Below are 25,522 nucleotides of genomic sequence, written 5' to 3' on the forward strand. Positions count from 1 at the left end.
TTCATTATTCTGGTTTAATTTTGCGATTTTCTTTACATCCATAAAGAATGTAATGCTGAACAGGGTTAATACCTGCCGCTTTTACATCAGGATAGGTTTCCAGATAAAAATCCTGATCAAATTCACGAATAATGTCCCATTCTTTTAAATGAACTATTTGACTTTTATCTTTTAAATCATTCAGGAATTCCTGTTTTTGATTTCGTGAAAACCAGGGGTACCGGAAAAGCGGCTCCTCTTTTAGGTCATTTAACGTTTTTTCATTATTTCTTGCTTCTTCTGGGGAACCTGTTGAGGGAATGGGCATCAATTTTAATCCACTATCCATAACCGCATAAACGATGGAATTATCTTCCCTGATAATTCCCCCAAATCCAGATTTAACATATCTTGTTGAATAATCCGTATGTTCATGTCCATAACGCCCAAAACGGTTATCCATATAACCAACCAGGGGAAAAGCCTCCCTGCTGACCGTGATACATGAACCCGCAATTAGTGGGGATATGCCCGGATTCTGCGCATTACAATCACCATAAAGCAATCTGTCCTTCCATTCTGGAACGACAAAGGTGACATGTCCATGAATTTGGGCTGCCTTTGCCCATTCCACATCCCATCCATACATCGTTGGGAAAATATCATCATCCAGTAAAATAAACATATCGGCTTGTGTATAGTTGGCCAAGTAGTAAATCCCCCTGTTTTTATTCCAGGCGATACCCTTGTTTTTTCCCGTAATGTAATTTATTTTTTCCCTGTTTAAAACATCAACCGTTTCATCTGTTGAACCATCGTCACATACAATCAGTTCATATTCATTCAAGGAAAACTTTTGGATCAGGCGTATTTGTTCTATTAAATATTCAATCCGGTTAAATGTAGTTATTGCAATACCAATTTTCATAAAATTATCAACTTCACAAAATTAAATTCATTAAAATAACCCTCAATTCTGGTGTAATTGACACTCAACAGACTTTAATGCTGGTTAAGGGTTTCGTAACTAATTATTAACTTTTTTCTGCCAATCTCTCAAATAATTAATTTTGTTGTGTAATAATTTTACAAATTCTGGTTTGCCTGCCAATTTCCCGAACAGCATTTTGTCTCCCGCATATTCCGCAACGGGGTCCCCTGCCTTGAACATTTCGTGAACAGCTTGCTGATCCATAATACCATCCTGATATTGATAGGGAATTAGATCCTTTACATAATTTTCTAGGAAAACAAAAAATAATGCTGGTAAAACGGCAGTTGCATCAGGTGTTTTACCCCGATCGTAACATTCGGTTAAGGTGGGTGTAATAAACCCCGGGATTTTGGAAAAACTGTCTGCAGCCACGCGTTGATTCGTATCTTTTATATACGGATTACTAAAACGATCCAATACAACATCCCTGTATCTGGCCAAATCAAGGGGACTTGGTGTCAGACAAGGGATAACGTCCTCTGTAACATAATTCCATGCCATTTTCCTGATCTCAGCATTGGCCACATCCTCATGAATAAAGGAGAGCCCTGCCAAGGTTCCCGCCCAAGCGACACAACTGTGACTTGAATTCAGGATACGAATTTTTGCCTCTTCCCATGGATCAACCGATTTTACCATTTCAACCCCGACTTTTTCAAGTTCGGGGCGACCATCGATAAAATGATCCTCGATAACCCATTGAATGAATGATTCCGCCATAACGGGGGCGGCATCCCTGAAATGCGTGGCCCCATATACCCGTTCCGGTAAATCGGCTGAGGGGCGGGGGGTGATACGATCCACCATAGTATTTGGAGAGGAAGTGTTTTTCCTTACCCATTCCAGCAACTGGTCTTCCCGAGACAGTTTCAGGAATTCGATAAACCCGTTTCTGAAACGTTCCCCATTGTGACGTAAATTATCACAACTTAACAGGGTGACAGGTTGGCCACCCTTTCTAATTCTTTCCTTTAGAATTGCCTTTAAGGCACCATAAATCGTGCAGATTTCACCCTTGAGTTCAGACTGGATATCCCTGCTGCTCTTATCAAGCTGATGATTGGTATCCAGATAATATCCACCTTCTGTAACGGTAAAAGCGATAATTTTTGTTTCAGGCCTGATCCCCTGTTCAACAAGGCCTTGCATTTTATCATCATAGGGCAGGATTTTTTGAATAGATGTGATTTTTTCATAATCCCGTTCACCTTTTGGGGTGACGGTTTCCAATATATACTGACCATCCTGTTTTGACAGGGCGTCCAACAACGGAGCCGTATCCTTGCGTATCCCCCCAGCCGCCACAATCCATTTTTCCCTGGTATTTTCCTGTAACAAACGATGAAGATACCATGCCTGATGGGCACGCTGAAAAGAACCAATACCAATATGCATCCATATATTTGTCATGACTGAACCCCTTGAGATGATTGTACCTAATATTGCAGGATCATTGTGAATGAGATTATGTTCTGTATTAAAACATATTATATAACCAATTGAAATAATTAATAAATATTTTAGACAATGCGAATCATAATCAATTGACCGATTATTAATAAATTAATTGATTTATCAAAATAATTTGATGGAATGGAACGATATTTACCAACAATGTTATTTCAAAAAGGTAAGCATATTTAATAATTTGAATTATTTGTTAATTTCTTTTTAGTATTCATCATTTAAAATGACCTCGGCATTACAGAATTTACTGGAACAATTCCGTCATACAACGCAAACGGAACGGGATAAGGGAACCAGTTTTGAAAACCTGATGATCAAGTATTTCAAAACTGAACCAGCTTATAAAAATAAATACAAGGATATTTTATCCTATTCTGACTGGGTATCCTGTTATGGAAAGGTCCTGAACATCACGGATAAAAAGGACACGGGTATTGATTTGGTCGGGGTCACTTTGAATAATGAACTTCATGCCTTTCAATGCAAAAACTATGATCCGGACAGGACAATCAGCAAAAATGACATAGACAGCTTCTTTACCGCTTCGGGCAAGAAATATTTTACCTATCGCTATATCATATCCACGACTGACAAATGGACAGAAAATGCTGAAAATGCCCTGGAAAACCAGAATCCCCCGGTCAGCAAGATCGATCTGCATCACTTGGAACAGAGTGTTATTGACTGGTCAAAATACTTGCATGAAGAAAAACCGGTTTTAAAACCCAAGAAAAAGCTGCTTGATCATCAGGCGTCCGCCCTGGAAGCCGTGCAACACGGCCTGAAAACCGCGGATCGCGGCAAACTGATCATGGCATGTGGTACAGGAAAAACATTTACCTCGCTAAAAATTGCCGAAACCATGGCAGGAAAGGGGAAAACCGTATTATTTCTGGTTCCAAGCCTTTCCCTGCTCAGTCAGAGCCTTACAGAATGGACGCAAGAGAGTGCCATTGAAATAAACAGTTTCGCGGTCTGTTCAGACAGTGATGTAGGCAAGAAACATGCCAGGGAGGATGACCGTGTCATTGCGGGAATCAGTGATTTGCAATATCCGGCAACAACCCATGCCGAAAGTCTGAAAAAAGCGTTTCACGTGGCCCTTGATAATAATCCCGAAGCCATGACGGTCATTTTTTCAACCTATCATTCCATCGAGGTTCTTAACCAGGCGCAACAGGGTGAAAACGCCATTCCGGCATTCGATCTGGTCATCTGTGATGAAGCGCACCGTACGACTGGTGCAACCTATGAGGGAGATGATGAATCCGCATTTGTCAGAATTCATGACAATGAATATATTCTTGGAAAAAAACGTTTATACATGACCGCAACCCCCCGGATTTATGCCGAAGCCAGCAAGAAAAAGGCCAAAGATGAATCTATTGTCGTCTATTCAATGGATGATCCGGCTATCTATGGTGAGGAATTATATGTCATCACATTTTCCCAGGCCGTATCACGGAACTTGCTGGTTGATTACAAAGTCATCGTTCTGGCCGTGGAGGAAAGCCACATCAACAGACGCCTGCAAGAATTGCTGAAGGATCAGGATAATGCCTTGAAGGTTGATGATGCGGCAAAAATTGTTGGTTGCTGGAAAGCCCTGTCTAAACAGGGTCTGTATGAAAATCCCGATAATTCGGCGGATCCCATGCAACGCGCCGTTGCCTTTTGCCAGGTCATTGAGGCAACCTATAAAGGCAGGACACACAAAGTCAGTTCCAAACTAATCGCCGAGATGTTTGGCAAGGTTGTTGAACAATATCAACATCACGAAACCGAAGAACGTTCAAAAGAAAATCCTGACGCACTTCCGGACAGGGCCTTGAGCATGACTTGCGAGGCAGAACATATTGATGGAGGAATGAACGCGGGGGAAAAGGAAACGAAACTGGAATGGCTGAAATCCGAAATACCAGAAAATACCTGTCGCATACTGTCAAATGTCCGGTGCCTGTCCGAAGGGGTAGATGTTCCGGCACTGGATGCCGTTCTTTTCCTGACAGCCCGTTCATCCCAGGTGGACGTGGTTCAATCCGTCGGTCGGGTTATGCGCAAGGCACCCGGAAAAAAGTTGGGATATGTCATACTGCCCATTGTCATACCGGCAGGCATTGAGCCTGAAAAGGCACTGGATGACAATCAGACCTATCGTGTTGTATGGCAGGTTCTAAATGCCCTCCGTTCCCATGATGACCGTTTTGACGCAACCATCAACAAGCTGGAATTCAATGGAAAGGCCCCCTCAAGAATAGAGGTGATCGCTGTTGCCGACAAGATTGGCCCCAAAAGACAAAAGCAAACCAGATCTCAGGAAATAGTGGCCAGGGCGAGAAAAAGCCATATTATTGGCCAAGCTTCCCAACCCGCATCGAACCGGCAGGGAGACCTGGTCTTCGAGGTTGGGGAAATTGAACGGGCCCTCTATGCCAAAATCGTTAAAAAATGTGGAAACCGGCATCACTGGGAGGACTGGGCAAATGATGTCGCCAAAATTGCCCAAACCCATATCGATCGCATCCAGCACATTCTGGACAACCCGAAAAATCATCAGGCCATTCATCTTTTCAACGAATTTGCCAAAGAGTTGCGGGACGATATCAACCAAAATCTCGATGATCAAGAAATCATTGAAATGCTGGCCCAGCATATGGTCACAAAACCTGTATTTGACGCCCTGTTCGGACATTACCGGTTTACCGAGCACAATCCCATCTCAAAGGGAATGCAGAAAATCCTAGAACAGCTGGACAAAGAAAAACTGGACAAGGAACGTGCAACCCTGCAGTCCTTTTACGAATCCGTAAAAATGCGTGCCACGGGCATTGACAGCGTACAGGGCAGACAACGCATCATCATCGAGCTATATGACAAATTCTTTCGCAATGCCTTTCCCCGCATGACCGAAAGATTGGGAATTGTCTATACACCGGTTGAGGTGGTGGATTTCATCATCCACAGCATCGAGCATGTCCTGAAAACCGAATTTGGAAGCAGTCTCGCCGAACCCAATGTCCATATTCTTGACCCATTCACAGGTACCGGAACCTTCATCACAAGGATGCTGCAAAGCGGCATTATCACAAAGGACAAACTACCCCACAAATATGAAAATGAAATCCATGCCAATGAGATTGTCCTGCTGGCGTATTATATCGCCACGATCAATATTGAATCAACCTATCACAGTATAATGACGCAACAAAACGATGCTGGCAAAACAGAAAAGGAGGAAGGGGGATATACACCCTTTGCCGGAATCTGTCTGACCGACACGTTCGGAATGACGAAAGGCAGGCAAAAGGATATCGGGAAAGATATCCTGCTAAAGGAAAACAATGAACGGGTTTCCCGTCAGCAGGCCCTTGACATTCAGGTTATCATGAGCAATCCGCCCTATTCCGCGGGGCAGGGATCCGCCAATGACAATAACGCCAATCTTTCCTATCCAGACCTGGATGAAAGAATTCGTGAAACCTATGCCAAATATTCAACGGCAACCAATAAAAACGCGTTGTATGACAGTTACATAAGGGCCATCCGCTGGGCATCGGATCGAATCAGGGAATGCGGTGTTCTCGGTTTTGTCAGCAATGCCAGCTTTATCGACAGCAACACTGGTGATGGTTTGAGAAAATGTCTGGCTGAAGAATTCACCAGCCTTTATATTTTTCATTTACGCGGCAATGGACGTACATCAGGAGAACGTTGCCGTAAAGAAGGACATCCCCTATTTGCCGCTCATGGTGGAAAAGGAGGCAGCTTAACGCCCATTGCCATTTCAATTCTGGTTAAAAACCCCAATCAAAACCAGAGGGGACAAATATATTTCCATGATATTGGCGATTACCTCACCCGTCGGCAAAAACTGGAAACAATACGGAAATTCGGCAATATCGATGGAATCACCCGACACAACGGCTGGAGCAATATTGTTCCTGACCGGTTCAATGACTGGATCAATCAGCGCGATCCAAATTTCAATGCCTATATTCCCATGGGTGATAAAAAAAATAGGCAAACAATAAGTATTTTTGAAAATTATTCTAACGGTATCAAAACAAATAGAGATGCCTGGGTTTATGATGCCTCATCCAAAAAATTGATTGCCAATATCCAAAATTCCATTCAGTTCTACAATGACGAGGTTGATCGCTATCTTGCCCAACCCCAATCCACCAAAATTATAAAAGCTGAAGATTTCGTCATTTTTGATTCAACCAGGTTTTCATGGGATCGTCAAAATAAAAAAGATTTAGAAAAAGGAAAAAAATATCAGTTTGATGCTTCCTCCCTATATAAATCTTTATATCGTCCTTTCACCAAATCTTACTTGTATTTTAACAAATATTTAAATAACATGACTTATCAAATGCCGCGAATTTTTCCAACTGCACAGACTGATAATAAAGTTATCAGTATTACAGGTTTGGGAGTTACAAAAAAATTCAGCTGTATAATATGCAATGTTATTCCAGATGTACAATTACAAGCCAACGGCCAGTGTTTTCCCCTATATCTCTATGACATTTCCCCCTGTGAAAATGATTTGTTGGAAAAGGAAACACCCAAAAGACGGGACGCCATCACCAATGATGCCCTAAAACATTTTCAGGCCGCCTATCCCGATCAGGCCATCACCAGGGAGGATATTTTCTATTACATTTACGGCCTGCTTCACAGTGAAGATTACCGCAACCGTTATGAGGACAATCTGACCAAGGAACTTCCCCGTATTCCCCGTGTCAAGTCATTTGATGATTTTACCGCCTTCACACAGGCGGGACGCATGCTTGCCGACCTGCACCTGAATTATGAAACTGTTGACTGTTACACCGGGGTTGAAATTGATGGGTTAAACCTTACCCCATCAGGAATTGTCGGGGGGAAAGACCATGAATTTCACGTTACCAAAATGAGATTCCCCCAAAGGAACCAGAAAACGGAAGTCATTTACAATGACTGTTTCACCATCAGAAACATACCTGAGGAGGCCTATGACTATATCGTAAATGGAAAATCGGCCCTGGAATGGGTTATGGAACGCCAATCCGTTACAACAGACAAAAAAACAGGCATTACCAATGATGCCAACGACTGGGCCATTGAAACCATGCATAATCCAAAATATCCGCTTGAACTCTTTCTTCGTGTCATCACTGTCAGTCTGGCAACAAGTAAAATTGTCAATGCCTTGCCTAAACTGAAACTGTAACAGTCAACAGAAATGATATTCAAGGAACAATCCTCATATATCATTCCGAAACCAATTGTTATAAAGATAGAATATTATCGTTGAAACTTGTCTATTAAGAAAGCGAATTTAATAATTCAAAATATTGTACCCATTTTTGTACCCACTTTTTATCGCATAGTCTGTCATGAACTGGCAAGAATATGATAGGTAAATATGTATTTTTTGGGAAAAACAAGGTATCTGTCAGGAATTGGCAATATCCAACCTATTTAAATGGTGGAGCCAAGGGGAATCGAACCCCTGACCTTCTGAATGCCATTCAGACGCTCTCCCAACTGAGCTATGGCCCCTTTTGAAAAAAATATATAACGGTTAAACCTGTAGATGGCAAGTTAAAAATGGTAACTTTTAATTTTTATCAAATGATGGAAAATTCAGACAATATTCCGGCTTTCTTTGATAAATCTCCACTTCAGGAAAGATATTCAAAACAAAATCCGAAAATATCTATCATCCGAACAGCAATTATTGATTGAACCAACAACAAACATCCCGGATTTCATCAATTATTCAGGTTTGGTCGCAAAAGCGATCGCAAAACGGTTCCAGGCATTGATAACATTAATGGTAACCGTCAACTCTACAATTTCCTGATCATCAAAATGTTTTCTGACCTGACTGTAAATTTCATCAGGAGCATGTTTTTCCGATACAAGCGTCAGTGTTTCCGTCCATAATAAGGCTGCCTGTTCCCGTTCATTGAAATAGGATGTCTCCCGCCAGGCACTGAGGGTCAAGATCCGTTTCAAATCCTCGCCCGCAGCCAGGGCATCCCTGGTATGCATATCAATACAGAAAGCGCAGCCATTAATCTGGGAAGCCCTTATCTTTACCAATTCCCTCAATGAAACGGGAAGAATTGACTTTTTTGAAGCCTCTTCCAAATTCCACATGGCCTTCATCATTTCAGGAGCGGCCTTAAAATAATTCAGTCGTTTTTCTACCATCTCAAATTCCCTTTCTAAAATAAATTTTGGTTTCCCATAATAAAAAATACCTATTATAAGATGTATTTACAATGAATTTTATTCTCGGTTTTTCCAAATCGATTCCGACAATTTTTCATCTGATTTTATGATTGGGGTACAATGAGGTACATGGGGATTAAATTTCAAGAAAAACAGTCAGGTACTGAGTACCGGGGATTGTACCCTTTTTTATTTTTCAGTGAGTTGTACACAGGTTTGGTTTAACAATATCTGGATAATCTAAATTTATTAAATGAATTCAACCTATTAAAAACTGTACACTCTGTTGGAAAAATGGGGTACATTTTTTAAATAACGGGTACCACAGTACTAACAGGATTTATAAACAAATATTAAAAAATTTAAATTTTCTTTTTATTTTAAAGGACATGAAAAAGAAAAAAAATTTTGATACTGTTTTATCAAGACGAATAAGAAAGAATATGAATGTTAAAATCTGAAAAAAAATTGATGAAAGTTCTGAAAGGGGAAAAAATATGGCCACCCCCTTTATGGATGATGCGACAGGCAGGAAGATTTTTACCTGAATTTCGAAAATTAAGGGAACAGGCTGATTTTCTTACACGTTGTCTGACACCTGATCTTGCCATTGAAATAACATTGCAACCCATAAGACGTTTTGCTTTTGACACCGCCATCCTTTTTTCAGATATTTTAATCCTGCCATGGGCGATGGGACAAAAATTACAGTTTGTTGAAGGAAAAGGCCCTATTTTACACCCTATTCATTCGGAGGAGGATCTTAAAAAACTTCATCCGGAACAGATTGATGAAAAAATTGAACCGGTCCTGATCACCTTGCAAAATCTGAATAAATTGCTTAATAATGGTGAATCGATTGGAAAAGCCTTACCTGGATCGGTAACCCTGATGGGATTTACAGGATCGCCTTTTACAGTTGCCTGTTACATGGTTGAAGGTAAATCCTCGAAAGATTTTTCAACTGTGTTTAAAATGATTTATCAAAATCCTGACTTGTTTGATAAGATCATTGATCTTCTTGCAGAAACAACAGCAACCTATCTTTGTCATCAAGTAAGGGCCGGTGCCGAAGCCATTATGCTTTTTGACAGTTGGGCAGGTCTGCTCCCTTCAACCCTGTTTCAGCGTTATGTCATTGATCCCACTCGACAAATCATTGACAGAATCAGACAGGTCTATCCTCTGGTCCCGATTATCGGTTTCCCGCGGTTGTCCGGGACACAACTGCTAACCTATATTGAACGGACAGGTTTAAATACGGTTGGAGTTGATCAGTATAACGATATATCCTTTTTAAACCGTCAGGTATCCCCCACAGTTGGATTCCAGGGTAATCTTGATCCCTTGTGTCTGTTATATGGCGGGAACATGCTTCAGAAGGAAATTCATCGCTTATGTCATGAATTGAAAAACAGGCCGCATATTTTTAATCTAGGTCATGGAATATTACCTGCAACCCCTATTGAACATGTCGAAGAATTGGTTAACACTGTACATAATTTGAAATAATTGGGAGATTGGGAATGGATGATAGAATAAAACAGGTTATTCAACAGGCACCGCAGGCAGTTCATACTAATGGATCTTTAAAACTGGTTATTTTTGATTGCGATGGTGTTCTGGTTGAAAGTGAGCATATTGTGGCAGAAATTATGGGAAAAGAAGCTCGTCAATACGGATGGAACATAACCGATAAACAGGCCCGTGAAGAATTTACCGGAGTGCAAATGGTGGATATCGGAAAAAAGATAGCCAAGCATGCAAAAATGAATTTACCGGATAACTGGGCTGAGGAAGCACATAAAAAGGTTGTCGAGGGCATGTTCGGCAATGTGGAAAAAATTCCTGGCGTTGAATCAATTCTGCAAACCCTACATGATTTGAAAATACCTTATCGTGTCGGCTCGAATTCCTCACAGGAGGAAATGAAAACAAAATTTGAGAAAACCGGATTGATGAAGTGGTTTCCCAAGGATCGTATTCATTCTGCTTATGAGGTTAGAAATTCAAAGCCTTTTCCTGACCTTTATTTGTATGTTGCTGAAAAAGAGGGGGTTAACCCTGATGAATGTCTGGTTATAGAGGATTCTGATACAGGTTTAAAAGCTGCCTATGATGCGGGGATGGCCTGTATGTTATTGAGGGATTTAAATAAAGCAGCGCCAAATTATAAAGGGGTCATCCGTGTTGATTCTCTTCAGAAAGCTATCGATATCATAAAGGAAATTGTTCAATCTCAGCATAACAGGGAACATTAGTAATGATGTCCTCTCTATTGCCTTATGTCCTGTGGATAAAAGCTTTGCATGTCATTTCAGTTATTGCCTGGATGGCAGGTCAGTTTTACTTGCCCCGGTTATTTGTCTATCATTGTCAGGTAAACAAAGAAACAGATGAAAATGAAAGATTTAAAATAATGGAGTATAAATTGCTTCGTTATATTATTAATCCTGCAATGATGGCGGCTTTTTTATTTGGAATTTTATTGGCCTTGACTCCTGGGATCATTGATTGGCATGCAAAATGGTGGGTGGTTAAGCTGGTGGCTTTATTGATCTTAACAGGATATCATGGGTTTTGTTCACGTTGGCGTCGGCAATTTGCTGCAAATAACAATCATCATTCTGAAAAATTTTATCGCTGGATGAATGAGATTCCTACAATATTAATGATTATTATTGTTATCATGGTTATTGTGCAGCCTTTTTAATATTTTAAAAATATTTTTAATTACAGCAATTGTTACAATTTATATTTGTAACAATTGCTGTTCATACAGGATCAGTCCTTAATCGTTATCTTTCTGGAAAGCGTTACAACTGACCCATTGATAGGATTTTGGAGAGGATTTGTTATAGGATAACATGAACTGATTTTTTTCTTTTTGACAGATATTGTTTTGTTTTAGCAAACCAAGAACAGTTGAATATTCTTTCTCGCAGGTTTCCCTATCATTTTTTTCCTCTTTGCATTTTCTAGCCAGTGCAGCCTGTTGTCTGAATAAGGGATATAGATCTGGAGGAACGATATTGGGTATATCCATTGTCGTGAATTCATCAATTTTTGAGGAAAATGGAGGGGGAAGAATAATGTAATGATCTTTGGCGAAATTCTCCATTTCATTTATTGCCTTATTGATTCCTGCCAAGGGAATGGTATAATTTTTTTGTTCATCAACAATTAATGTGAATATTTTTTGTTGTTTCAGATTATTGATAAATTGAACGGTACTAATAGGTTCCAGGACAGTTTTGTAAGTGCCTGTTTCCTCTTTCTTTAATTCACAGGTAAAATCACCAACATCTAGTTCAATAACTGGTTGATTACTCCGTAATTTGTTAAGGGTAATGGAAATTCTTAATGAATAGCTGTAAGGATGCAATTTTATTGTAAGATCATTATTCTGCCCGGTGGAAGTTAACCAGGTTCGAGTGTAATTTTTGGTTAGCGACCAGTTTTCATAATGATCTTCTTGAATAAAAAAAGGATCCTTTGCATTGGTTTTTGCAATGAAGTTATTGCAAATAATCATAAGAAATATAAAAATGTATAAAAATTTTTTTAACATAGAATTTCCTTTAAAAAATAACAAAAAGAATGAAATATATCAGGATTTTAATAGTATTATAAAAAATATAGAGTAATTAATCTTTATATTTTAAAAAATATTTGTTAATTAAAGTTATTGTTGTAATATAAATTAATGTTATTAATTGTTTTTTCTTTCCTTCGTAAATATATAAAGGTGAATACTACGATACAATTCTAAACTTATTATTGTGAAAGTTGCAAAATGACCAATACACGAATTCCCACATATTTACATATTGTAAGCACAATCGGAATTCTTACGGCATGTTTTATGTATGTATCTTATATTCCTCAAATTATCAATAATCTTAATGGTCATCCAACTCCGCCTTATCAGCCCGCTGTGGCTGCTTTAAACTGTATACTGTGGGTATGGTATGCTGTACGTGTCAAAAACTGGCCCGTAGCGATCGCGAATGCTCCTGGAATTTTATTTGGAATTATCGCTGCGATTACTGCATTGTTTTATCAATAAAATAATTTTTCGAACTAATTTTCGTAATAGAAAACTTGCAATAATTCTAAGGTAAAGAATAAAAATGTTAGAAAAAGATCAAATTCCCAAATACATTCATATTGTGGGTTGGATAGCCACCTTAACGGCATGTTGTATGTATGTTTCATATGTTTTTCAGATTATTGATAATCTTCATGGTCAAATTACACCTCCCTATCAACCGGCTGTGGCTGCTGTAAATGGTGCATTATGGGTTTGGTACGCTGTTAAAATCAAAGACTGGCCCGTGGCAATCTCAAACGCTCCAGGTATTGTTTTTGGTGCGATTGCTTGTATAACTGCAATACAATTCTGATCATCACATGAATTCTTGATTATATTGCTTTGTATAACTAATAAACAGCAAAGCAATATAACGTTTAAATATTAAAATTATTATAAAAAAGTATTAGCAAATATATATGGAAAATTACGAAAGTAAATCTATAATAACAATAAATTGAATTTATAATAATTCTTTAACCTTATGGATAAAGGATTATTTTTATGAATACAGAAAAGCCTTTATTTGGTTTTATGATGGTTCCTTTGATTTGGGGATATATTGCAATTGCGATATTTATGGCCGGGGATGGATTTGAGGCCGCTTTTTTATCGAAATATATAACTGATATAGGATTTTCTGAAGCACAGTCAGGTTTTGTCTTTGCTGTCTATGGGTTAATGGTTGCCTTGTCCGCATGGTGTTCTGGGGTTGTTGCGGAAATTATTACTCCACAAAAAGCGATGTGTTTGCAGGATTTGCCATTTGGGCAGCCATGCATATATTCTTCATGATATTTGGCCTCACCTATCACAATTATTGGATGATGGTGATTTTTTATGGCATTCGAGGACTTGGCTATTCTTTGTTTTTATATTCTTTTGTTGTGCTTGTTATTTACAATGTTGATAAATTGCAAATTTCTAATGCAATGGGATGGTTTTAGGCGGCATATTCTGTTGGGTTTGGTGTTATAGGTGGTTTTTTGCCAGGATTTATAAATCCGGTTATTGGGGAATATAATATTTTATGGATGTCTCTGGGTTGGCTTATTGTCGGTGGACTGATTGCATTAATTACGTTGCATAATGCAAGGACCAACAAGGAAAAAGCCAATCTGACTTTTAAAGAGAAAACAGCTGAATTAGGTCAGGCAATTACCATCTTATTCAGAAACAAGAATATATTTATGGCTGCGCTGGTTCGTATCATTAATACGACACCTTTATTTGGATTTGCCGTTGTAATGCCTTGGTTTTTAGTTGGAAAAACATCCCAGGATCATGGATTGGGATTTTCTAAAACTGAATGGCAAAATATCTGGACACTATTTTTGTTTGTTACGATTTTTACAAATATTTTATGGGGTATTTTGGCAGATTATATTGGTTGGTTACAGCAAGTACGCTGGGTTGGTTGTATTGGTGGTGTTTTTGCCTGTTTCAGTTTTTATTACATTCCAATAACATATGGTCATAATATTTGGATGGCAATGATACCGGCAATTTTGTTTGGAATTACGGTTGCTTCTTTTATGCCTATGACTGCTATTTTTACAACTCTGGAACCGCATCATAAAGGGGCGGCAATTTCAATATATAATTTGTCAGCTGGATTGAGCAATTTTCTTGGTCCGGCTATTGCCACTACAGCGGTACCTTTCTTGGGGGTTGGAGGAGCAATCGGAATTTATATGGGGCTATATGTTTTTGCCGCCTTATTAACGTTATTGATTAAAGTGAAACAGCCTTCAAAAGAGGAAAGAGTCAAATTTCAAGAAAATGGAACTGAACTAGAATATGATCAGATTATTTTGGAAAATTAGATTATGATAAAACAAAACTGTCAGTAATATTTATTTTGACAGTTTTTGTAATTAATTCATATAATTCTCGTCATCAATATTTAATGTCTGGTTTGTTATATAATTTGAGTCAGAAGATACCAGAAACAAAGCTGCTCCCATAAAATTTTCTGGTAATCCATTCGTCCCAAAGGGAGGAGCCTGAAATGACAGATTGATAATTTTTCCATCTTCATTTTGTTCTACCATTTGTTTGGCAACAGTTTGCATAAGAAAAAAATGATTCTTTTACATTAACGGTAAATAATTGATCAAAGACATCTCATGATTCATCCCATAAAGGTTGCATGTCAAAAATTCCTGCGCTATTAAATAAAATGTCAACTTTATTAAAGTTTTGGAGAGTGGTTGACAGAATTTGTTATATATCCTCTTTTTTACTGATATCAGCAGTGTAGAGTAATAAATTGATCTTCAAGTAATAAAGTGCAATTCATGAAGGTTTTTTAAATCGACAAGAACACACTTGATATCTTCTTCTAAATATTTAAGTGCGATTGCTTTACTTATACCGCTATCTGCTCCCGTAACAATAACCGTTTTGCCTTTGAGTTTTGTAAAACTACCTTTTTTTGAAATAGATATTTTATTTATAGGCAATATAATAGTGTTTTAGTTTATTTTTATTTGATTTTATAAATAAGGATTTACAAAATCAATTATATTTAATTGATACCAATAGTCTGACCACCATCCACAATCATGGCATGACCAGTAGTAAAGGCAGCTTCTTTGGAACTAAGCCATAATACAGCAGCAGCGATTTCCTCAGGTCTACCAAGACGGCCAATAGGTTCTTGAGCAATTACACGAGCTTTTCCTTCAGGCGTACCACCACTGAATCGCTCAATCATTGGCGTGTCAATAATACCAAGACAAATGGCATTGATCCGAATGTTTGATTTTGCATAATCAAGTGCGGCACATTTGGTAAGACCGATAATACCAAATTTAGTCGCGGCATAAGCAGCTTGCCCTTTAATACCAATAATGCCTGCACTGGAAGAAGTATTAACGATTGATCCTCCATCATTCCTAAGCATAACTGGAATAAGATATTTCATACATAAGAAAACACCATTTAGGTTTATATTAATATAATGGTACCAATCGTCTTCTGTAACTTCACCAATCGGTCCAACAGGTTGTTCAACACCAGCATTATTAAATGCTAGATCAATATGACCAAACGTGGCAACTGCACGATCGACAGTATTTTTTATCTGTTGGCTATTTCTTACATCAGCAGTAATAGCCAAGGCATGTTGCCCAATTTTTTCAATAAGGTTTACGGTTTCCTCCAACCTAATTTCGTCCAGATCCACTAAAATTATATTTGCTCCTTCTCTTGCAAAAGCAAGGGCTGTGGCCTTACCAATACCTCCTGCTGCACCTGTAATAAAGGCAACTTTATCAGTAAAACGTTTATTTTGATTTATAGTCATTTTTTAATTCCTTTTTCCTAGTAGCAATTTAATGAAAATTATTATTTATTCTTTTGTTTAGGGAATCAGTACAGTGGCTTTTGTGAGTTTGCGTGATTCAAGTCGCTGATGGGCTTCAGCAGCGTGTGCTAAAGATAACTGAAAAGGTGATTGAATTTTTACAATATTATTTGAAACAATATCAAAAAACTCTTTACTCATGGAAAGCACGTCGGAACGTTTGGAAAGATATGTTGTTAAGCCAGGCCAAGTTGCATAAAGCGATCCTTTTTCTAATAAAGTTAGAATATCAAAAGGCGGAATAAGTCCTGAAGAAAAGCCAAAACTAACAAAACAACCAAAAGGACGCAGGCAATCCAGTGAACCAGGAAAGGTTTTTTTACCAATACTATCATAAACAACATGACATCCCTGACCATGAGTGATGGTTTTAACTTGTGTCACAAAATCACATTCATTATAGTTTATTACATAATCACAACCATTTTGTTTGGCAATTCTGATTTTTTCCGAAGAACCAACGGTACCGATAATAATTGCTCCAAGATGTTTGGCCCATTGTGTCAGGATACGTCCAACACCACCTGCCGCCGCATGCACTAAAAGAATATGGTTTGCTTTAACTTGAAAGGTTTGTCGGATTAAAAACCGGGCTGTTAATCCTTTGAGTAAGGATGCGGCTGCAGTTTCATAAGAGATATTATCAGGCAAGGGTACAAGAAAATGTACAGGAACAATTGTTTGTTCTGCATAAGCACCCAAGGTTTCGATATAAGCTACTCGATCCCCAACGGAAAAATCTTTTACTCCCTCACCAATGGCAATAATATCGCCAGCCCCCTCTTTACCTGGAATAAATGGAAGTGGTGTATTAAAAATCCCTTTTCTTAAATAAATATCGACAAAATTGACTCCAATTGCTCGATTACGGATAAGAACCTCTCCAGCTTTGGGATGAACAATAGGTATCTCTTCATAATTTAAAACATTTGGATCACCATAATTATGAATTCGTATGGCTTTAATTATCTGTATTCCTAGATTTGTAAATGTATTTTCAATTCGTGTCGTAGATTTTTTAATAAAATCAATAGAATGGATGATTTAAAAATTGCGGATGGATTTAATTATAAAGGGAATAGATTAACGTGATTAGATTTAATAAGTTTTATGTGGTTATGAGAAAAAATCACAAATAAAAATATTGAATTTCAAGATCATCTGTATGAATTTCTTGATATTGATTCAAATTTTTCAAGTAAATTGTTAATAGAAATTGATTTAATCTCTATATCGAATAGCTTGAATAAAATTAGAAAAGGCTAACGACATATTTCTACGATTGGGATAATATAGGTGAAATCCTTGGAAAACAGGGCACCAATCATTCAATGTCTCTTGTAATTGACCATTGTGTAAATAAGGTGCAGCAAGTGGTTGGGGAATAAAGGCCAAACCTATTCCATCAAGGGCACTATTCAACATTTGTAAACTGCTATTTAAAATGAGAGGCCCATTAACTTTGACCGTGAATTTTTCATTATGTTTTCTGAATTCCCAGGCATAAATGTTTCCGGAATTATTATGTCGAATATTGATGCATTTATGATGGATCAATTCATATGGGGTTGTTGGAAATGAATTTTGTTGAAAATAATCAGGAGACCCGACTACAGCCATGCGCCAATTGGTTCCTATACGAACAGCAATCATATCTTTGTCTATGGAATTTACAAGACGAATACCGGCATCAAATTTATGTTCTATAATATTTATAAATTCATAATTGATATGTAATTCTAAGATAATATCAGGGTATTGTATAAAAAAATCTTTTAAAAGAGGTCTTAGACACATTTCAATAGAATCATCAGTACAAGTTATTCTTATAGTACCTACTGGTTTACCACGTAATTCATTGAGCTTTTCAAGTTCCAAATTTATTTGATTTAAATGAAATCCAACCGATGTTATTAATTGTTCACCAATTTTGGTTGGAGAAACATTGCGTGTCGTTCTGGCGAGTAATCGTAAACCAAGTTGTTCTTCAAGATCTTTGATTATATGGCTTAAAGCTGATGGAGTTATTCCTAATTCAGTTGCAGCTTTTGTAAAGCTTTTATTTCGTGCTACGGCTAAAAATGATTGCAATGCATTAAGTGTCGTTTTTTTCATTTTATTGTCATAGGTTTGAAAAAATAAGAATATTAAATTGAAGAATAAATTTTAAAGTTTGGTTAGAAATTAAAGAATTATTTCATATATATAGTGTATTCGAATTTCCATTCGAAACAATTTCAAATTTTGTATACAAGGAAAACCTGTAATAAATTTTATCTTTAAAAGATAAAAAATTATATGGTACTAGAATACTTCATTGATTGTTTGAACAGTTTTGAAATTAAGATAATGAGCTATGCAGTAAAAGAAATTTTTCTTACCTTGCAGGGAGAAGGCTATTTTGCAGGCAGGACAGCGGTTTTTTGCCGTTTCTCCGGTTGTAACTTGTGGTCCGGACAGGAAAAAGACCGAGCTACTGCGATTTGTCAGTTTTGTGATACAGATTTTGTCGGAATGGATGGTTCTGGTGGTGGACGATTTGAAGATGCAAATTCGTTGGCCATAGCTATTGAAAAACATTGGGGAGAAAGGGACACTTCCTATCGTTTTGTTGTTTTTACCGGAGGGGAACCTTTGTTGCAGCTAGATAAATCCTTGATTGATGTTCTGAAGAAAAAAGGTTTTTTTATTGCTGTTGAGACAAATGGAACGATGCCTGTACCAAAAGGGGTGGATTGGATTTGTGTAAGTCCCAAACAAGGGGCTGCCCTAATGCAAATGCATGGGGATGAATTGAAATTAGTGTATCCGCAAGAAGCGATGGATCCCCAGAAATTTGAATCATTATCTTTTAAGAGTTTTCGTTTGCAGCCTAGGGATGATGAGCAGAGAGATAAACATTTGCGTCAGGCAATCCAATACTGTCAGGATAATCCAAAATGGTACCTTTCATTGCAAACACATAAATTAATAGGAATTCCATAATGAAAAAAACAGCAGATTTTTCAGAAGGGGCCCTGGTTTTATTTTCGGGAGGCCAGGATTCAACAACCTGTTTGGCCTGGGCTTTGACACATTTCCCAATTGTCGAGACGCTAGGATTTGATTATGGACAACGTCATTTTGTGGAAATGGAATGCCGTTCGGTAATTCGCGAAAAGATCTTGAATATTCAACCGGAATGGAGAGAGCGTCTTGGAGAGGATCATATTTTGAAATTATCAGATTTGGGAGCGATTTCTGATACATCCTTAACGCGGGAAACCGAAATTGAATGGAATAAGCAGGGATTACCTTCGACCTTTGTTCCTGGAAGGAATTTACTTTTTTTAACTTATGCCGCGATTATTGCAAACAGAAGAAATTTGCGGCATTTGGTTGGTGGCATGTGTGAAACAGATTTTTCAGGATATCCTGATTGTCGGGACGATACGTTAAAAGCTTTGCAGGTTGCGCTTAATCTGGGAATGAATACGCGATTTGTTTTGCATACACCATTAATGTGGCTTGACAAGGCTGCAGAATGGAAATTGGCTGAAACTTTGGGAAATGATTCACTTATTGAATTAATCAATAAGGAAACGCATAGTTGTTATTTGGGCGATCGTACCCATTATCATGAATGGGGATATGGTTGTGGTCATTGTCCTGCCTGCGAATTACGTCAGGCTGGATGGGAGACCTATTTGCGGCAAAAGGAAATGTTTGGTGTTTGATTTGGTTTTTACTCGTCGTTATTCTATGGGGCATCGTTTGATTCACGGGGCTGGAGATATTTGTGCCACACCGCATGGGCATAATGAAGAGGTGAGCGTTTATTTAAAGGCTCATGAAGCGGAAAGACTGGATGGTTCTGCAAATATGGTCCTTCCTTTCTATTATGCAAAAAAGAAATGGCATCAATTTGTGGATGGTTCCATAGATCATTCTTTTCAGCTTTCAGAAGATGATCCCCTTTTGCCCTGGTTTATCAAAAATGAACCAAAACGTGTAAGGCATTTAGTCGTGACACCAGGTGATCCAACAACTGAATTAATGGCTTGTTTATTAATGATCAAGGTCAATACAATTTTGGATGCAGAAAAAACCGGCTTATATTGTTTTAAAATCGATATCAAGGAAACCCCGACAAATACGGTCAGTTTTTCGGGCAATCCTTTTGATTTTGTTCCCCAATCGAAAAATGGACAAGGTCATTGGTGGGAACGGCCGGATATGTCAATTTCTGATTTGGAAATCTAGAGGGTGAGTTGATATAATATCGTGTGACGACTGGTACAATCTTCCAGTTCCATTGTTGTCGGAATATTATATTCATGAATAGGGAAAAGTTCTTCTTTGGGTAAATAATTACGTCCAGGATCTGCAATAATGACCTGTGCACCGGTGGCGGCACATTTTTTTAGCCAGGGCCAGATATGCCTGGTCATTGGGGCTTCATAACAAACGTCACCACAAAGAATCAGATCCCATTGACAGGGTAGTCCAACAATATTTTTGGAATTTTTATCTAGAAGAATATGATTGGCCTTTGCATTTGATGCACACGCTTGCTGTGCCAGAGGGTCAATATCTGCGACTTCAATAAATTGCGCGTTGTTTTTGCCCGCTGCAATGGCGGCAATTCCACATCCTGCTGCAAAATCCAGGACTTTTTTCTGTTTAACAAATCGAGGATGATCTATAATATACCGTGCGAGTGCTTTTCCTCCAGGCCAGGCAAAAGCCCAGAAAGGCGGTTCAATATTTTGCTCGGCAAGCCAGTTTTCAGTCGCTTGCCAAATAGGTGTAATATCACTGGCTTGATAAAGTGAAATTTCCGGAACAAAATCAACTTCTTTTAAAATGGTATAATCGGAAATAAATTTTTGGAATAGTGCCGGATTCATTGAAAAATATTTCCCATTAATAAAGCCAGGGCGATCAATATACCGGCATCACGATTGGATTTGAACAATATTAGGCAACAGGTTGGGTTGCATAAGTCAAAGTTTTTAAGCTGCCATATAAAATGGCTCAAGGGTAAGAGAAGGGCACAGAAAGAAACCCAGCTATTCTGATTTAAAATCATGGCAATCAATAACATTATGATACAAAAGCCATAATTTGTACCCACGAAAATCTTTCCTGCCTCCCCGGCCCATCGGGCGGTTGATTTGACACCAATTCGTTGATCATCTTCTATATCCTGATATCCGTAAATAGTATCAAAACCGATTTGCCAAAAAATAGTTGCGGCATATAACGCAAATTGGGACCAGGATAAACAGCCTGTAGCGGCGGTATATCCAAGGGGGGCACCAAATCCAAATGTAAATCCCAGAACAAGTTGTGGCCAAGCAAAAATTCTTTTTGCACCAGGATAGAGAGCAACAAGAATTAGGGAGGAAGCGCCCAAAAGCCATGAAAGCGGATTTAGCTGTAATAAAACGAGAAAACCAAGAGCCAAGAGAACAAGTAAAAAACAAACTGCTCTTTTTAGGGAAATTGTATTATTTGCAAGGGGCCTTTGTTGTGTTCTGGCAACCTGACGGTCAAAATCACGATCCCATATATCATTTACAACACAACCGGCGCTGCGCATGATGATACTGCCCAGCGCAAAAAGAAATATGAGTTTTAAGCGTATTGCCCAATTGATTTGATGGGGTAATAGGATTCCCCATAACCCCGGGATAAAGAGAAGCCAGTTTCCAATCGGGCGATCCAGTCTGGATAAAATGGCATAAGGTTTTAAGGAAGACGGTAAAAAATTAATCCAACTTGATAAATTGATATCAGAATATGATGATTTTTGATTCACAGTTAATTCCAAAAGGCAAATTTGTGCCTGAATATCGAGGATGGTGTAAAAGCTTTATGGATTTTATAGTATAAAACTGTTTTTTTACTAGAAAAAGATTGTTTGAATATTTTGTTACAGAATGGTGGAATGAATGTCTTTTGTACCGCGTATCTATATTGATTTAGATCAATCTATAACATTGGTTGCAAATGAACCTTGTTATTTATCCGCTACAATTGTTCATTATCTAGGAAATGTTTTACGATTGAAAAAAGGTGGCAGAGTTATTTTGTTTAATAACCGAGATGGAGAGTGGATTGGTGAAATAGAGCATATATCCAAAAACAAAGGGGTTGTTCATCTGTTGGAGCAGGTAAGGTTACCCATTCTTGCTCATGGACCAACCTTGCTTTTTGCACCCTTGAAACGAGATGCAACAGATTTGGCTGTTCGTATGGCGACTGAATTGGGGGTCAGAATTATTCAGCCTGTTCAGACATTGCGAACAAACAGTCAAAGAATTAAAGATGAAAGGTTACTGGCTATCGCCAAAGAGGCTGCAGAACAAAGTAACCGTTTGACCATTCCCGAAATAAGGTCACTTTGTTCCCTATTCGAAATTTGTGATGTTTGGCCACAGGACAAGCCTTTGCTGATAGCGCTAGAGCGTGGAAATGAAAGAAAGATTGATGCAACTTTTCAACCATTATATAATGGAAACGAAGGGCTCCTTATTGGTCCCGAAGGAGGGTTTGATGAATGTGAAATCGAAAAATTACTTTCTTATAAATTTATACTTCCTATATCCTTGGGAAATCTTGTTTTAAAAGCGGAAACAGCTATTGCTGCAGGACTTGCAAAATTATTTCCTTATGTAAAAGCTTAATATAGTATAATAATTACTTCTTTTTTAAAAATGTAAATGTAGATAGATTGTATATGTCCAGTTTAATTGATCATGATCAGACTCTAGTAACTTCCGTAAAACAATTGGCTGATTATTTGGCCGGTGGATGTAAACCTGTTCAAAATTGGCGTATTGGTACTGAGCATGAAAAATTTGGATTCATTAATTCTCAGAATGATCGTGATTATTTATTCCCTCCCGCTTATAAACCGGATGGAATAGAGGATGTTTTAAAAAATATTCAAGATCAGCATGAAAGCTGGCAGCCGCTTTACGATATGAATAACCTTATCGGATTTAATGGTGACAGGGGTTCGATTTCCCTTGAACCGGCTGGACAATTTGAGCTATCTGGGGCGCCTGTTGAAACTTTGCATGAAACGCGCCGGGAAATGGATTTGCATTTTCAGGATATGCATCGTGCTGCTGACTCTTTGGCATTGGGATTTTCTCCTTTGGGATTTCATCCGTTTGCACGACGTGACCAAATGCCCTGGATGCCCAAAAAGCGATATGAAATTATGAAAGCCTATATGCCAAAGGTTGGAAAACTTGGCCTGGATATGATGACAAGAACTTGTACAGTTCAGGTCAACCTGGATTTTTCTTCAGAAAAAGACATGGCACGTAAAATGCGTGTATCTTTGGCTTTACAGCCCATATTTACCGCTCTATTTGCAAATTCACCCTTTTATGAAGGAAAACCGAGCGGGTTGCAGTCAATGCGTGCATATATCTGGACAGATACGGATAATCAGCGTGCAGGTATGCCCGATGTTTTTTTTGACGATCATTTTGGTTTCGAACACTATATCGAGTGGCTGTTGGATGTGCCGATGTATTTTGTCATTCGTCATGGTAAGATGATTGATGTTTCCGGGGCATCTTTTCGGGCATGGATACAGGGTAGAACACCTGCGGGTTTGGAGCATGAGAAACTGACCATGGGAGATTTTAAAAACCATATAACAGTCGCCTTTCCTGATGTCCGTTTGAAACAATATCTTGAAATGCGGGGTGCGGATGCAGGATCAAGGGAAATGATGATTGCAATGTCGGCTTTCTGGACGGGATTATTGTATGATTCTTCAACGTTGCTGGCCGTGGAAAAGCTGGTCAGGGAACAGGAATGGTCTGTCTATAAAGCTTTAAGAAATAAAGTGATCGGACAGGGATTGTCAGCATCAATCGGTAGAGAAAACCTTAGGGAATTTATGAGGCGTCTTCTTCAGTTGGCTCAACAAGGATTGAAAAATCGCAATTTTAAGGATGAGAATGGTGATGATGAAACCAAGTATCTGATTCCCCTATTTGAAATTGCTGAGGGAGGTCCAACCCAGTCTGAATATTGGTTACACCGTTATGAAACGGTTTGGAGGGGAGATGTAAGGCGAATTATGAAAGAGTCTATGATTTAGGGAAGATAAAAAATTAATTTTATTGTTCTTTGAGTCATTAAGGTTGAATATTGTAAATTAATAAATTGATTTTATAAAAGGAATTTAGTCATGTCGATTCAAAATTTTGAATTTTATAATCCAACACGTATCGTTTTCGGACAAAATACAATTGAAAAATTGAACAGCTTAATTCCTAAAAATGCAAAAGTACTAATTACTATAGGAGGGGGCAGTGTTCGCAAAAATGGAACCCTTGCTGAGGTACAAAAGGCATTGGGTGGTCGTCATGTCGAGATTTTTGAAGGAATAGAAGCCAATCCTATTTTTGAAACTCTCATGAAAGCTGTTGAGAAAATTCGTCAGGAAAATTTTGATTTTATATTGGGCGTTGGCGGAGGATCTGTCATGGACGGGACCAAATTTATCGCCGGGGCAGTACATTGCAAGGATGATCCTTGGAAATTGGTACTTGATGGTGGAAAAGATATTCAGCAGATTGTTCCTTTCGGATTTGTTTTGACCTTACCGGCAACAGGTTCGGAAATGAACAGTAATGCTGTTATCTCACGGAAGACAACAGAAGATAAATTGCCGATTAAAAACGAGCTTTTATATCCTGTATTTTCTATTCTGGATCCAACGAAAACATTCAGTTTACCGAAAAAGCAAGTTGCAAACGGAATTATTGATGCTTTTGTCCATACTACAGAACAATATTTGACTTATCCAGTTAATGGATCCATTCAAGATCGTTTTGCTGAAGGGATTTTGTTAACTTTAATTGAAGAGGGTCCAAAGACCTATAATAATCCAGAGGATTATGAATCTCGCGCAAATTTTGTATGGGCAGCAACAATGGCCCTAAATGGCTTGATTGCCGCAGGGGTTCCGGAAGATTGGGCCACTCATATGATTGGACATGAACTGACAATTTTGTATGGTCTTGATCATGGGCAGACTTTGGCGATTGTACTTCCATCCTTATTAGAGGAAATGCGTCAAGATAAACGTGAAAAACTTCTTCAATATGGTAAGAGAGTATGGGGATTAACAGGATATAGTGATGAAAAGATTATTGATGAAGCAATCAGGAAAACAAGGGAATTTTTTGAAAGTTTTGGTGTAAAAACCTATTTACACGAATATGATATTGATAATAATGCTGCGGAAAAGGTAATTGAGCAATTAAAGAGACATCATATGACCGCATTGGGGGAAAGAAAAAATATTACACCTGATGTAAGTTATCGTATTGTGCAGGCAAGTCTGTAACAATAATTACATTTCTGCTAAAAGGGT

At 38.3% G+C, this 25,522-nt stretch carries 24 protein-coding genes and 1 tRNA gene; 14 read left to right on the forward strand and 11 right to left on the reverse strand.

Translation table 11 applies throughout. The annotated features are described in order from the left end of the window. Positions 1-4: 4 nt before the first annotated feature. Both H3T57_RS06575 and dalD read right to left on the reverse strand, forming a co-directional pair. A complete protein-coding gene (locus H3T57_RS06575; RefSeq protein ID WP_198193602.1) occupies positions 5-907 on the reverse strand; it encodes a glycosyltransferase family 2 protein in 903 nt (300 codons plus the stop codon). Between the two features lie 99 nt (positions 908-1,006). Next, complete coding sequence (gene dalD, locus H3T57_RS06580; RefSeq protein WP_162988620.1) at positions 1,007-2,383, reverse strand: D-arabinitol 4-dehydrogenase; 1,377 nt, start codon at positions 2,381-2,383, stop codon at positions 1,007-1,009. Positions 2,384-2,663: 280 nt separating this feature from the next. Here dalD and H3T57_RS06585 point away from each other — a divergent pair, with 280 nt between their 5' ends. Next, positions 2,664-7,658, forward strand: coding sequence for a type ISP restriction/modification enzyme (locus H3T57_RS06585; RefSeq protein WP_198193603.1), 4,995 nt, complete (start codon positions 2,664-2,666; stop codon positions 7,656-7,658). A gap of 256 nt (positions 7,659-7,914) precedes the next feature. Here the strand turns inward: H3T57_RS06585 and H3T57_RS06590 are convergent. Together H3T57_RS06590 and H3T57_RS06595 are read right to left on the reverse strand one after the other, a co-directional pair. Next, a tRNA-Ala gene (locus tag H3T57_RS06590) sits at positions 7,915-7,990 on the reverse strand. A 216-nt stretch (positions 7,991-8,206) separates the two neighbouring features. Then, positions 8,207-8,647 (reverse strand): carboxymuconolactone decarboxylase family protein, encoded by a 441-nt coding sequence (locus H3T57_RS06595; protein ID WP_110439215.1) that lies wholly within the window; start codon positions 8,645-8,647, stop codon positions 8,207-8,209. 468 nt (positions 8,648-9,115) lie between these two features. Between H3T57_RS06595 and hemE the strand changes: the two genes are divergently transcribed. Genes hemE through hemJ form a run of 3 tightly spaced genes read left to right on the forward strand, consistent with a single transcriptional unit; the run spans position 9,116 to position 11,381 of the window. Continuing rightward, a complete protein-coding gene (gene hemE / locus H3T57_RS06600) occupies positions 9,116-10,180 on the forward strand; it encodes a uroporphyrinogen decarboxylase (protein WP_198193604.1) in 1,065 nt (354 codons plus the stop codon). Between the two features lie 14 nt (positions 10,181-10,194). Then, positions 10,195-10,929 (forward strand): HAD family phosphatase, encoded by a 735-nt coding sequence (locus tag H3T57_RS06605; RefSeq protein WP_198193605.1) that lies wholly within the window; start codon positions 10,195-10,197, stop codon positions 10,927-10,929. Between the two features lie 2 nt (positions 10,930-10,931). Beyond that, a complete protein-coding gene (hemJ, locus tag H3T57_RS06610; protein WP_110439218.1) occupies positions 10,932-11,381 on the forward strand; it encodes a protoporphyrinogen oxidase HemJ in 450 nt (149 codons plus the stop codon). A gap of 78 nt (positions 11,382-11,459) precedes the next feature. Here hemJ and H3T57_RS06615 read toward each other — a convergent pair whose 3' ends face one another. Further along, positions 11,460-12,239: a hypothetical protein gene (locus tag H3T57_RS06615; RefSeq protein ID WP_198193606.1), complete on the reverse strand. Its 780-nt coding sequence runs from the start codon at positions 12,237-12,239 to the stop codon at positions 11,460-11,462. A 225-nt stretch (positions 12,240-12,464) separates the two neighbouring features. Here H3T57_RS06615 and H3T57_RS06620 point away from each other — a divergent pair, with 225 nt between their 5' ends. From H3T57_RS06620 to H3T57_RS09105, 4 genes are all read left to right on the forward strand, one after another. Then, positions 12,465-12,737 carry a hypothetical protein gene (locus H3T57_RS06620; protein ID WP_155564751.1) on the forward strand — a complete coding sequence of 91 codons (273 nt, stop codon included), beginning with the start codon at positions 12,465-12,467 and terminating at the stop codon, positions 12,735-12,737. A gap of 64 nt (positions 12,738-12,801) precedes the next feature. Continuing rightward, complete coding sequence (locus H3T57_RS06625; protein ID WP_198193607.1) at positions 12,802-13,074, forward strand: hypothetical protein; 273 nt, start codon at positions 12,802-12,804, stop codon at positions 13,072-13,074. A gap of 191 nt (positions 13,075-13,265) precedes the next feature. Next, complete coding sequence (locus tag H3T57_RS09100; protein WP_232349780.1) at positions 13,266-13,556, forward strand: hypothetical protein; 291 nt, start codon at positions 13,266-13,268, stop codon at positions 13,554-13,556. 191 nt (positions 13,557-13,747) lie between these two features. Further along, on the forward strand, positions 13,748-14,587 hold the full coding sequence (locus tag H3T57_RS09105) for an MFS transporter (RefSeq protein ID WP_232349781.1): 840 nt from the start codon (positions 13,748-13,750) through the stop codon (positions 14,585-14,587). Positions 14,588-14,638: 51 nt separating this feature from the next. Here H3T57_RS09105 and H3T57_RS06635 read toward each other — a convergent pair whose 3' ends face one another. The 4 genes from H3T57_RS06635 to H3T57_RS06650 form a co-directional block, all read right to left on the reverse strand. Beyond that, on the reverse strand, positions 14,639-14,836 hold the full coding sequence (locus H3T57_RS06635) for a hypothetical protein (RefSeq protein WP_196424184.1): 198 nt from the start codon (positions 14,834-14,836) through the stop codon (positions 14,639-14,641). A 455-nt stretch (positions 14,837-15,291) separates the two neighbouring features. Continuing rightward, on the reverse strand, positions 15,292-16,071 hold the full coding sequence (locus H3T57_RS06640; protein WP_198193608.1) for a glucose 1-dehydrogenase: 780 nt from the start codon (positions 16,069-16,071) through the stop codon (positions 15,292-15,294). Between the two features lie 57 nt (positions 16,072-16,128). Further along, entirely contained in the window at positions 16,129-17,175 is a 1,047-nt protein-coding gene (locus H3T57_RS06645) for a quinone oxidoreductase family protein (RefSeq protein ID WP_408869330.1), read from the reverse strand. A 177-nt stretch (positions 17,176-17,352) separates the two neighbouring features. Then, a complete protein-coding gene (locus tag H3T57_RS06650) occupies positions 17,353-18,246 on the reverse strand; it encodes a LysR family transcriptional regulator (protein ID WP_198193609.1) in 894 nt (297 codons plus the stop codon). A gap of 234 nt (positions 18,247-18,480) precedes the next feature. Between H3T57_RS06650 and queE the strand changes: the two genes are divergently transcribed. The 3 genes from queE to H3T57_RS06665 are packed head-to-tail and all read left to right on the forward strand — an operon-like array spanning position 18,481 to position 20,373. Further along, on the forward strand, positions 18,481-19,116 hold the full coding sequence (gene queE / locus H3T57_RS06655; protein ID WP_155568680.1) for a 7-carboxy-7-deazaguanine synthase: 636 nt from the start codon (positions 18,481-18,483) through the stop codon (positions 19,114-19,116). Beyond that, a complete protein-coding gene (queC, locus tag H3T57_RS06660) occupies positions 19,116-19,847 on the forward strand; it encodes a 7-cyano-7-deazaguanine synthase QueC (protein ID WP_198193610.1) in 732 nt (243 codons plus the stop codon). The genes queE and queC overlap by 1 nt, the downstream gene beginning before the upstream one ends. Beyond that, positions 19,840-20,373: a 6-carboxytetrahydropterin synthase gene (locus H3T57_RS06665; protein WP_110439226.1), complete on the forward strand. Its 534-nt coding sequence runs from the start codon at positions 19,840-19,842 to the stop codon at positions 20,371-20,373. The genes queC and H3T57_RS06665 overlap by 8 nt, the downstream gene beginning before the upstream one ends. Here the strand turns inward: H3T57_RS06665 and H3T57_RS06670 are convergent. Further along, entirely contained in the window at positions 20,370-21,020 is a 651-nt protein-coding gene (locus H3T57_RS06670) for a methyltransferase (RefSeq protein WP_155564761.1), read from the reverse strand. The genes H3T57_RS06665 and H3T57_RS06670 overlap by 4 nt on opposite strands. Next, positions 21,017-21,934 (reverse strand): 4-hydroxybenzoate octaprenyltransferase, encoded by a 918-nt coding sequence (gene ubiA / locus H3T57_RS06675; protein WP_198193611.1) that lies wholly within the window; start codon positions 21,932-21,934, stop codon positions 21,017-21,019. Before ubiA ends, H3T57_RS06670 begins: the two co-directional genes overlap by 4 nt. Before the next feature lie 133 nt (positions 21,935-22,067). Here ubiA and H3T57_RS06680 point away from each other — a divergent pair, with 133 nt between their 5' ends. From H3T57_RS06680 to H3T57_RS06690, 3 genes are all read left to right on the forward strand, one after another. Next, a complete protein-coding gene (locus tag H3T57_RS06680) occupies positions 22,068-22,802 on the forward strand; it encodes a 16S rRNA (uracil(1498)-N(3))-methyltransferase (protein ID WP_155564763.1) in 735 nt (244 codons plus the stop codon). 53 nt (positions 22,803-22,855) lie between these two features. Then, entirely contained in the window at positions 22,856-24,241 is a 1,386-nt protein-coding gene (locus H3T57_RS06685; RefSeq protein ID WP_198193612.1) for a glutamate--cysteine ligase, read from the forward strand. 90 nt (positions 24,242-24,331) lie between these two features. Continuing rightward, entirely contained in the window at positions 24,332-25,495 is a 1,164-nt protein-coding gene (locus H3T57_RS06690) for an iron-containing alcohol dehydrogenase (protein WP_155564765.1), read from the forward strand. Positions 25,496-25,522 lie beyond the last annotated feature (27 nt).

This window comes from Commensalibacter sp. W6292M3 (genome assembly GCF_016101315.1).
In the GTDB taxonomy this organism is placed as follows: Bacteria; Pseudomonadota; Alphaproteobacteria; order Acetobacterales; family Acetobacteraceae; genus Commensalibacter; species Commensalibacter melissae.

Excerpts from the sequence above, each read along its gene's own strand:
- H3T57_RS06605 (WP_198193605.1), top strand. The coding sequence starts at position 10,195 with ATGGATGATAGAATAAAACAGGTTATTCAACAGGCACCGCAGGCAGTT.
- H3T57_RS06635 (WP_196424184.1), bottom strand. The coding sequence starts at position 14,836 with ATGCAAACTGTTGCCAAACAAATGGTAGAACAAAATGAAGATGGAAAA.
- H3T57_RS06575 (WP_198193602.1), bottom strand. The coding sequence starts at position 907 with ATGAAAATTGGTATTGCAATAACTACATTTAACCGGATTGAATATTTA.
- H3T57_RS06615 (WP_198193606.1), bottom strand. The coding sequence starts at position 12,239 with ATGTTAAAAAAATTTTTATACATTTTTATATTTCTTATGATTATTTGC.
- hemE (WP_198193604.1), top strand. The coding sequence starts at position 9,116 with ATGTTAAAATCTGAAAAAAAATTGATGAAAGTTCTGAAAGGGGAAAAA.
- queE (WP_155568680.1), top strand. The coding sequence starts at position 18,481 with ATGAGCTATGCAGTAAAAGAAATTTTTCTTACCTTGCAGGGAGAAGGC.
- H3T57_RS09100 (WP_232349780.1), top strand. The coding sequence starts at position 13,266 with ATGAATACAGAAAAGCCTTTATTTGGTTTTATGATGGTTCCTTTGATT.
- H3T57_RS06595 (WP_110439215.1), bottom strand. The coding sequence starts at position 8,647 with ATGGTAGAAAAACGACTGAATTATTTTAAGGCCGCTCCTGAAATGATG.
- H3T57_RS06625 (WP_198193607.1), top strand. The coding sequence starts at position 12,802 with ATGTTAGAAAAAGATCAAATTCCCAAATACATTCATATTGTGGGTTGG.
- H3T57_RS06585 (WP_198193603.1), top strand. The coding sequence starts at position 2,664 with ATGACCTCGGCATTACAGAATTTACTGGAACAATTCCGTCATACAACG.
- H3T57_RS06685 (WP_198193612.1), top strand. The coding sequence starts at position 22,856 with ATGTCCAGTTTAATTGATCATGATCAGACTCTAGTAACTTCCGTAAAA.
- queC (WP_198193610.1), top strand. The coding sequence starts at position 19,116 with ATGAAAAAAACAGCAGATTTTTCAGAAGGGGCCCTGGTTTTATTTTCG.
- H3T57_RS06670 (WP_155564761.1), bottom strand. The coding sequence starts at position 21,020 with ATGAATCCGGCACTATTCCAAAAATTTATTTCCGATTATACCATTTTA.
- H3T57_RS06690 (WP_155564765.1), top strand. The coding sequence starts at position 24,332 with ATGTCGATTCAAAATTTTGAATTTTATAATCCAACACGTATCGTTTTC.
- H3T57_RS06640 (WP_198193608.1), bottom strand. The coding sequence starts at position 16,071 with ATGACTATAAATCAAAATAAACGTTTTACTGATAAAGTTGCCTTTATT.
- H3T57_RS06620 (WP_155564751.1), top strand. The coding sequence starts at position 12,465 with ATGACCAATACACGAATTCCCACATATTTACATATTGTAAGCACAATC.
- H3T57_RS06650 (WP_198193609.1), bottom strand. The coding sequence starts at position 18,246 with ATGAAAAAAACGACACTTAATGCATTGCAATCATTTTTAGCCGTAGCA.
- dalD (WP_162988620.1), bottom strand. The coding sequence starts at position 2,383 with ATGACAAATATATGGATGCATATTGGTATTGGTTCTTTTCAGCGTGCC.
- hemJ (WP_110439218.1), top strand. The coding sequence starts at position 10,932 with ATGATGTCCTCTCTATTGCCTTATGTCCTGTGGATAAAAGCTTTGCAT.
- H3T57_RS06680 (WP_155564763.1), top strand. The coding sequence starts at position 22,068 with ATGTCTTTTGTACCGCGTATCTATATTGATTTAGATCAATCTATAACA.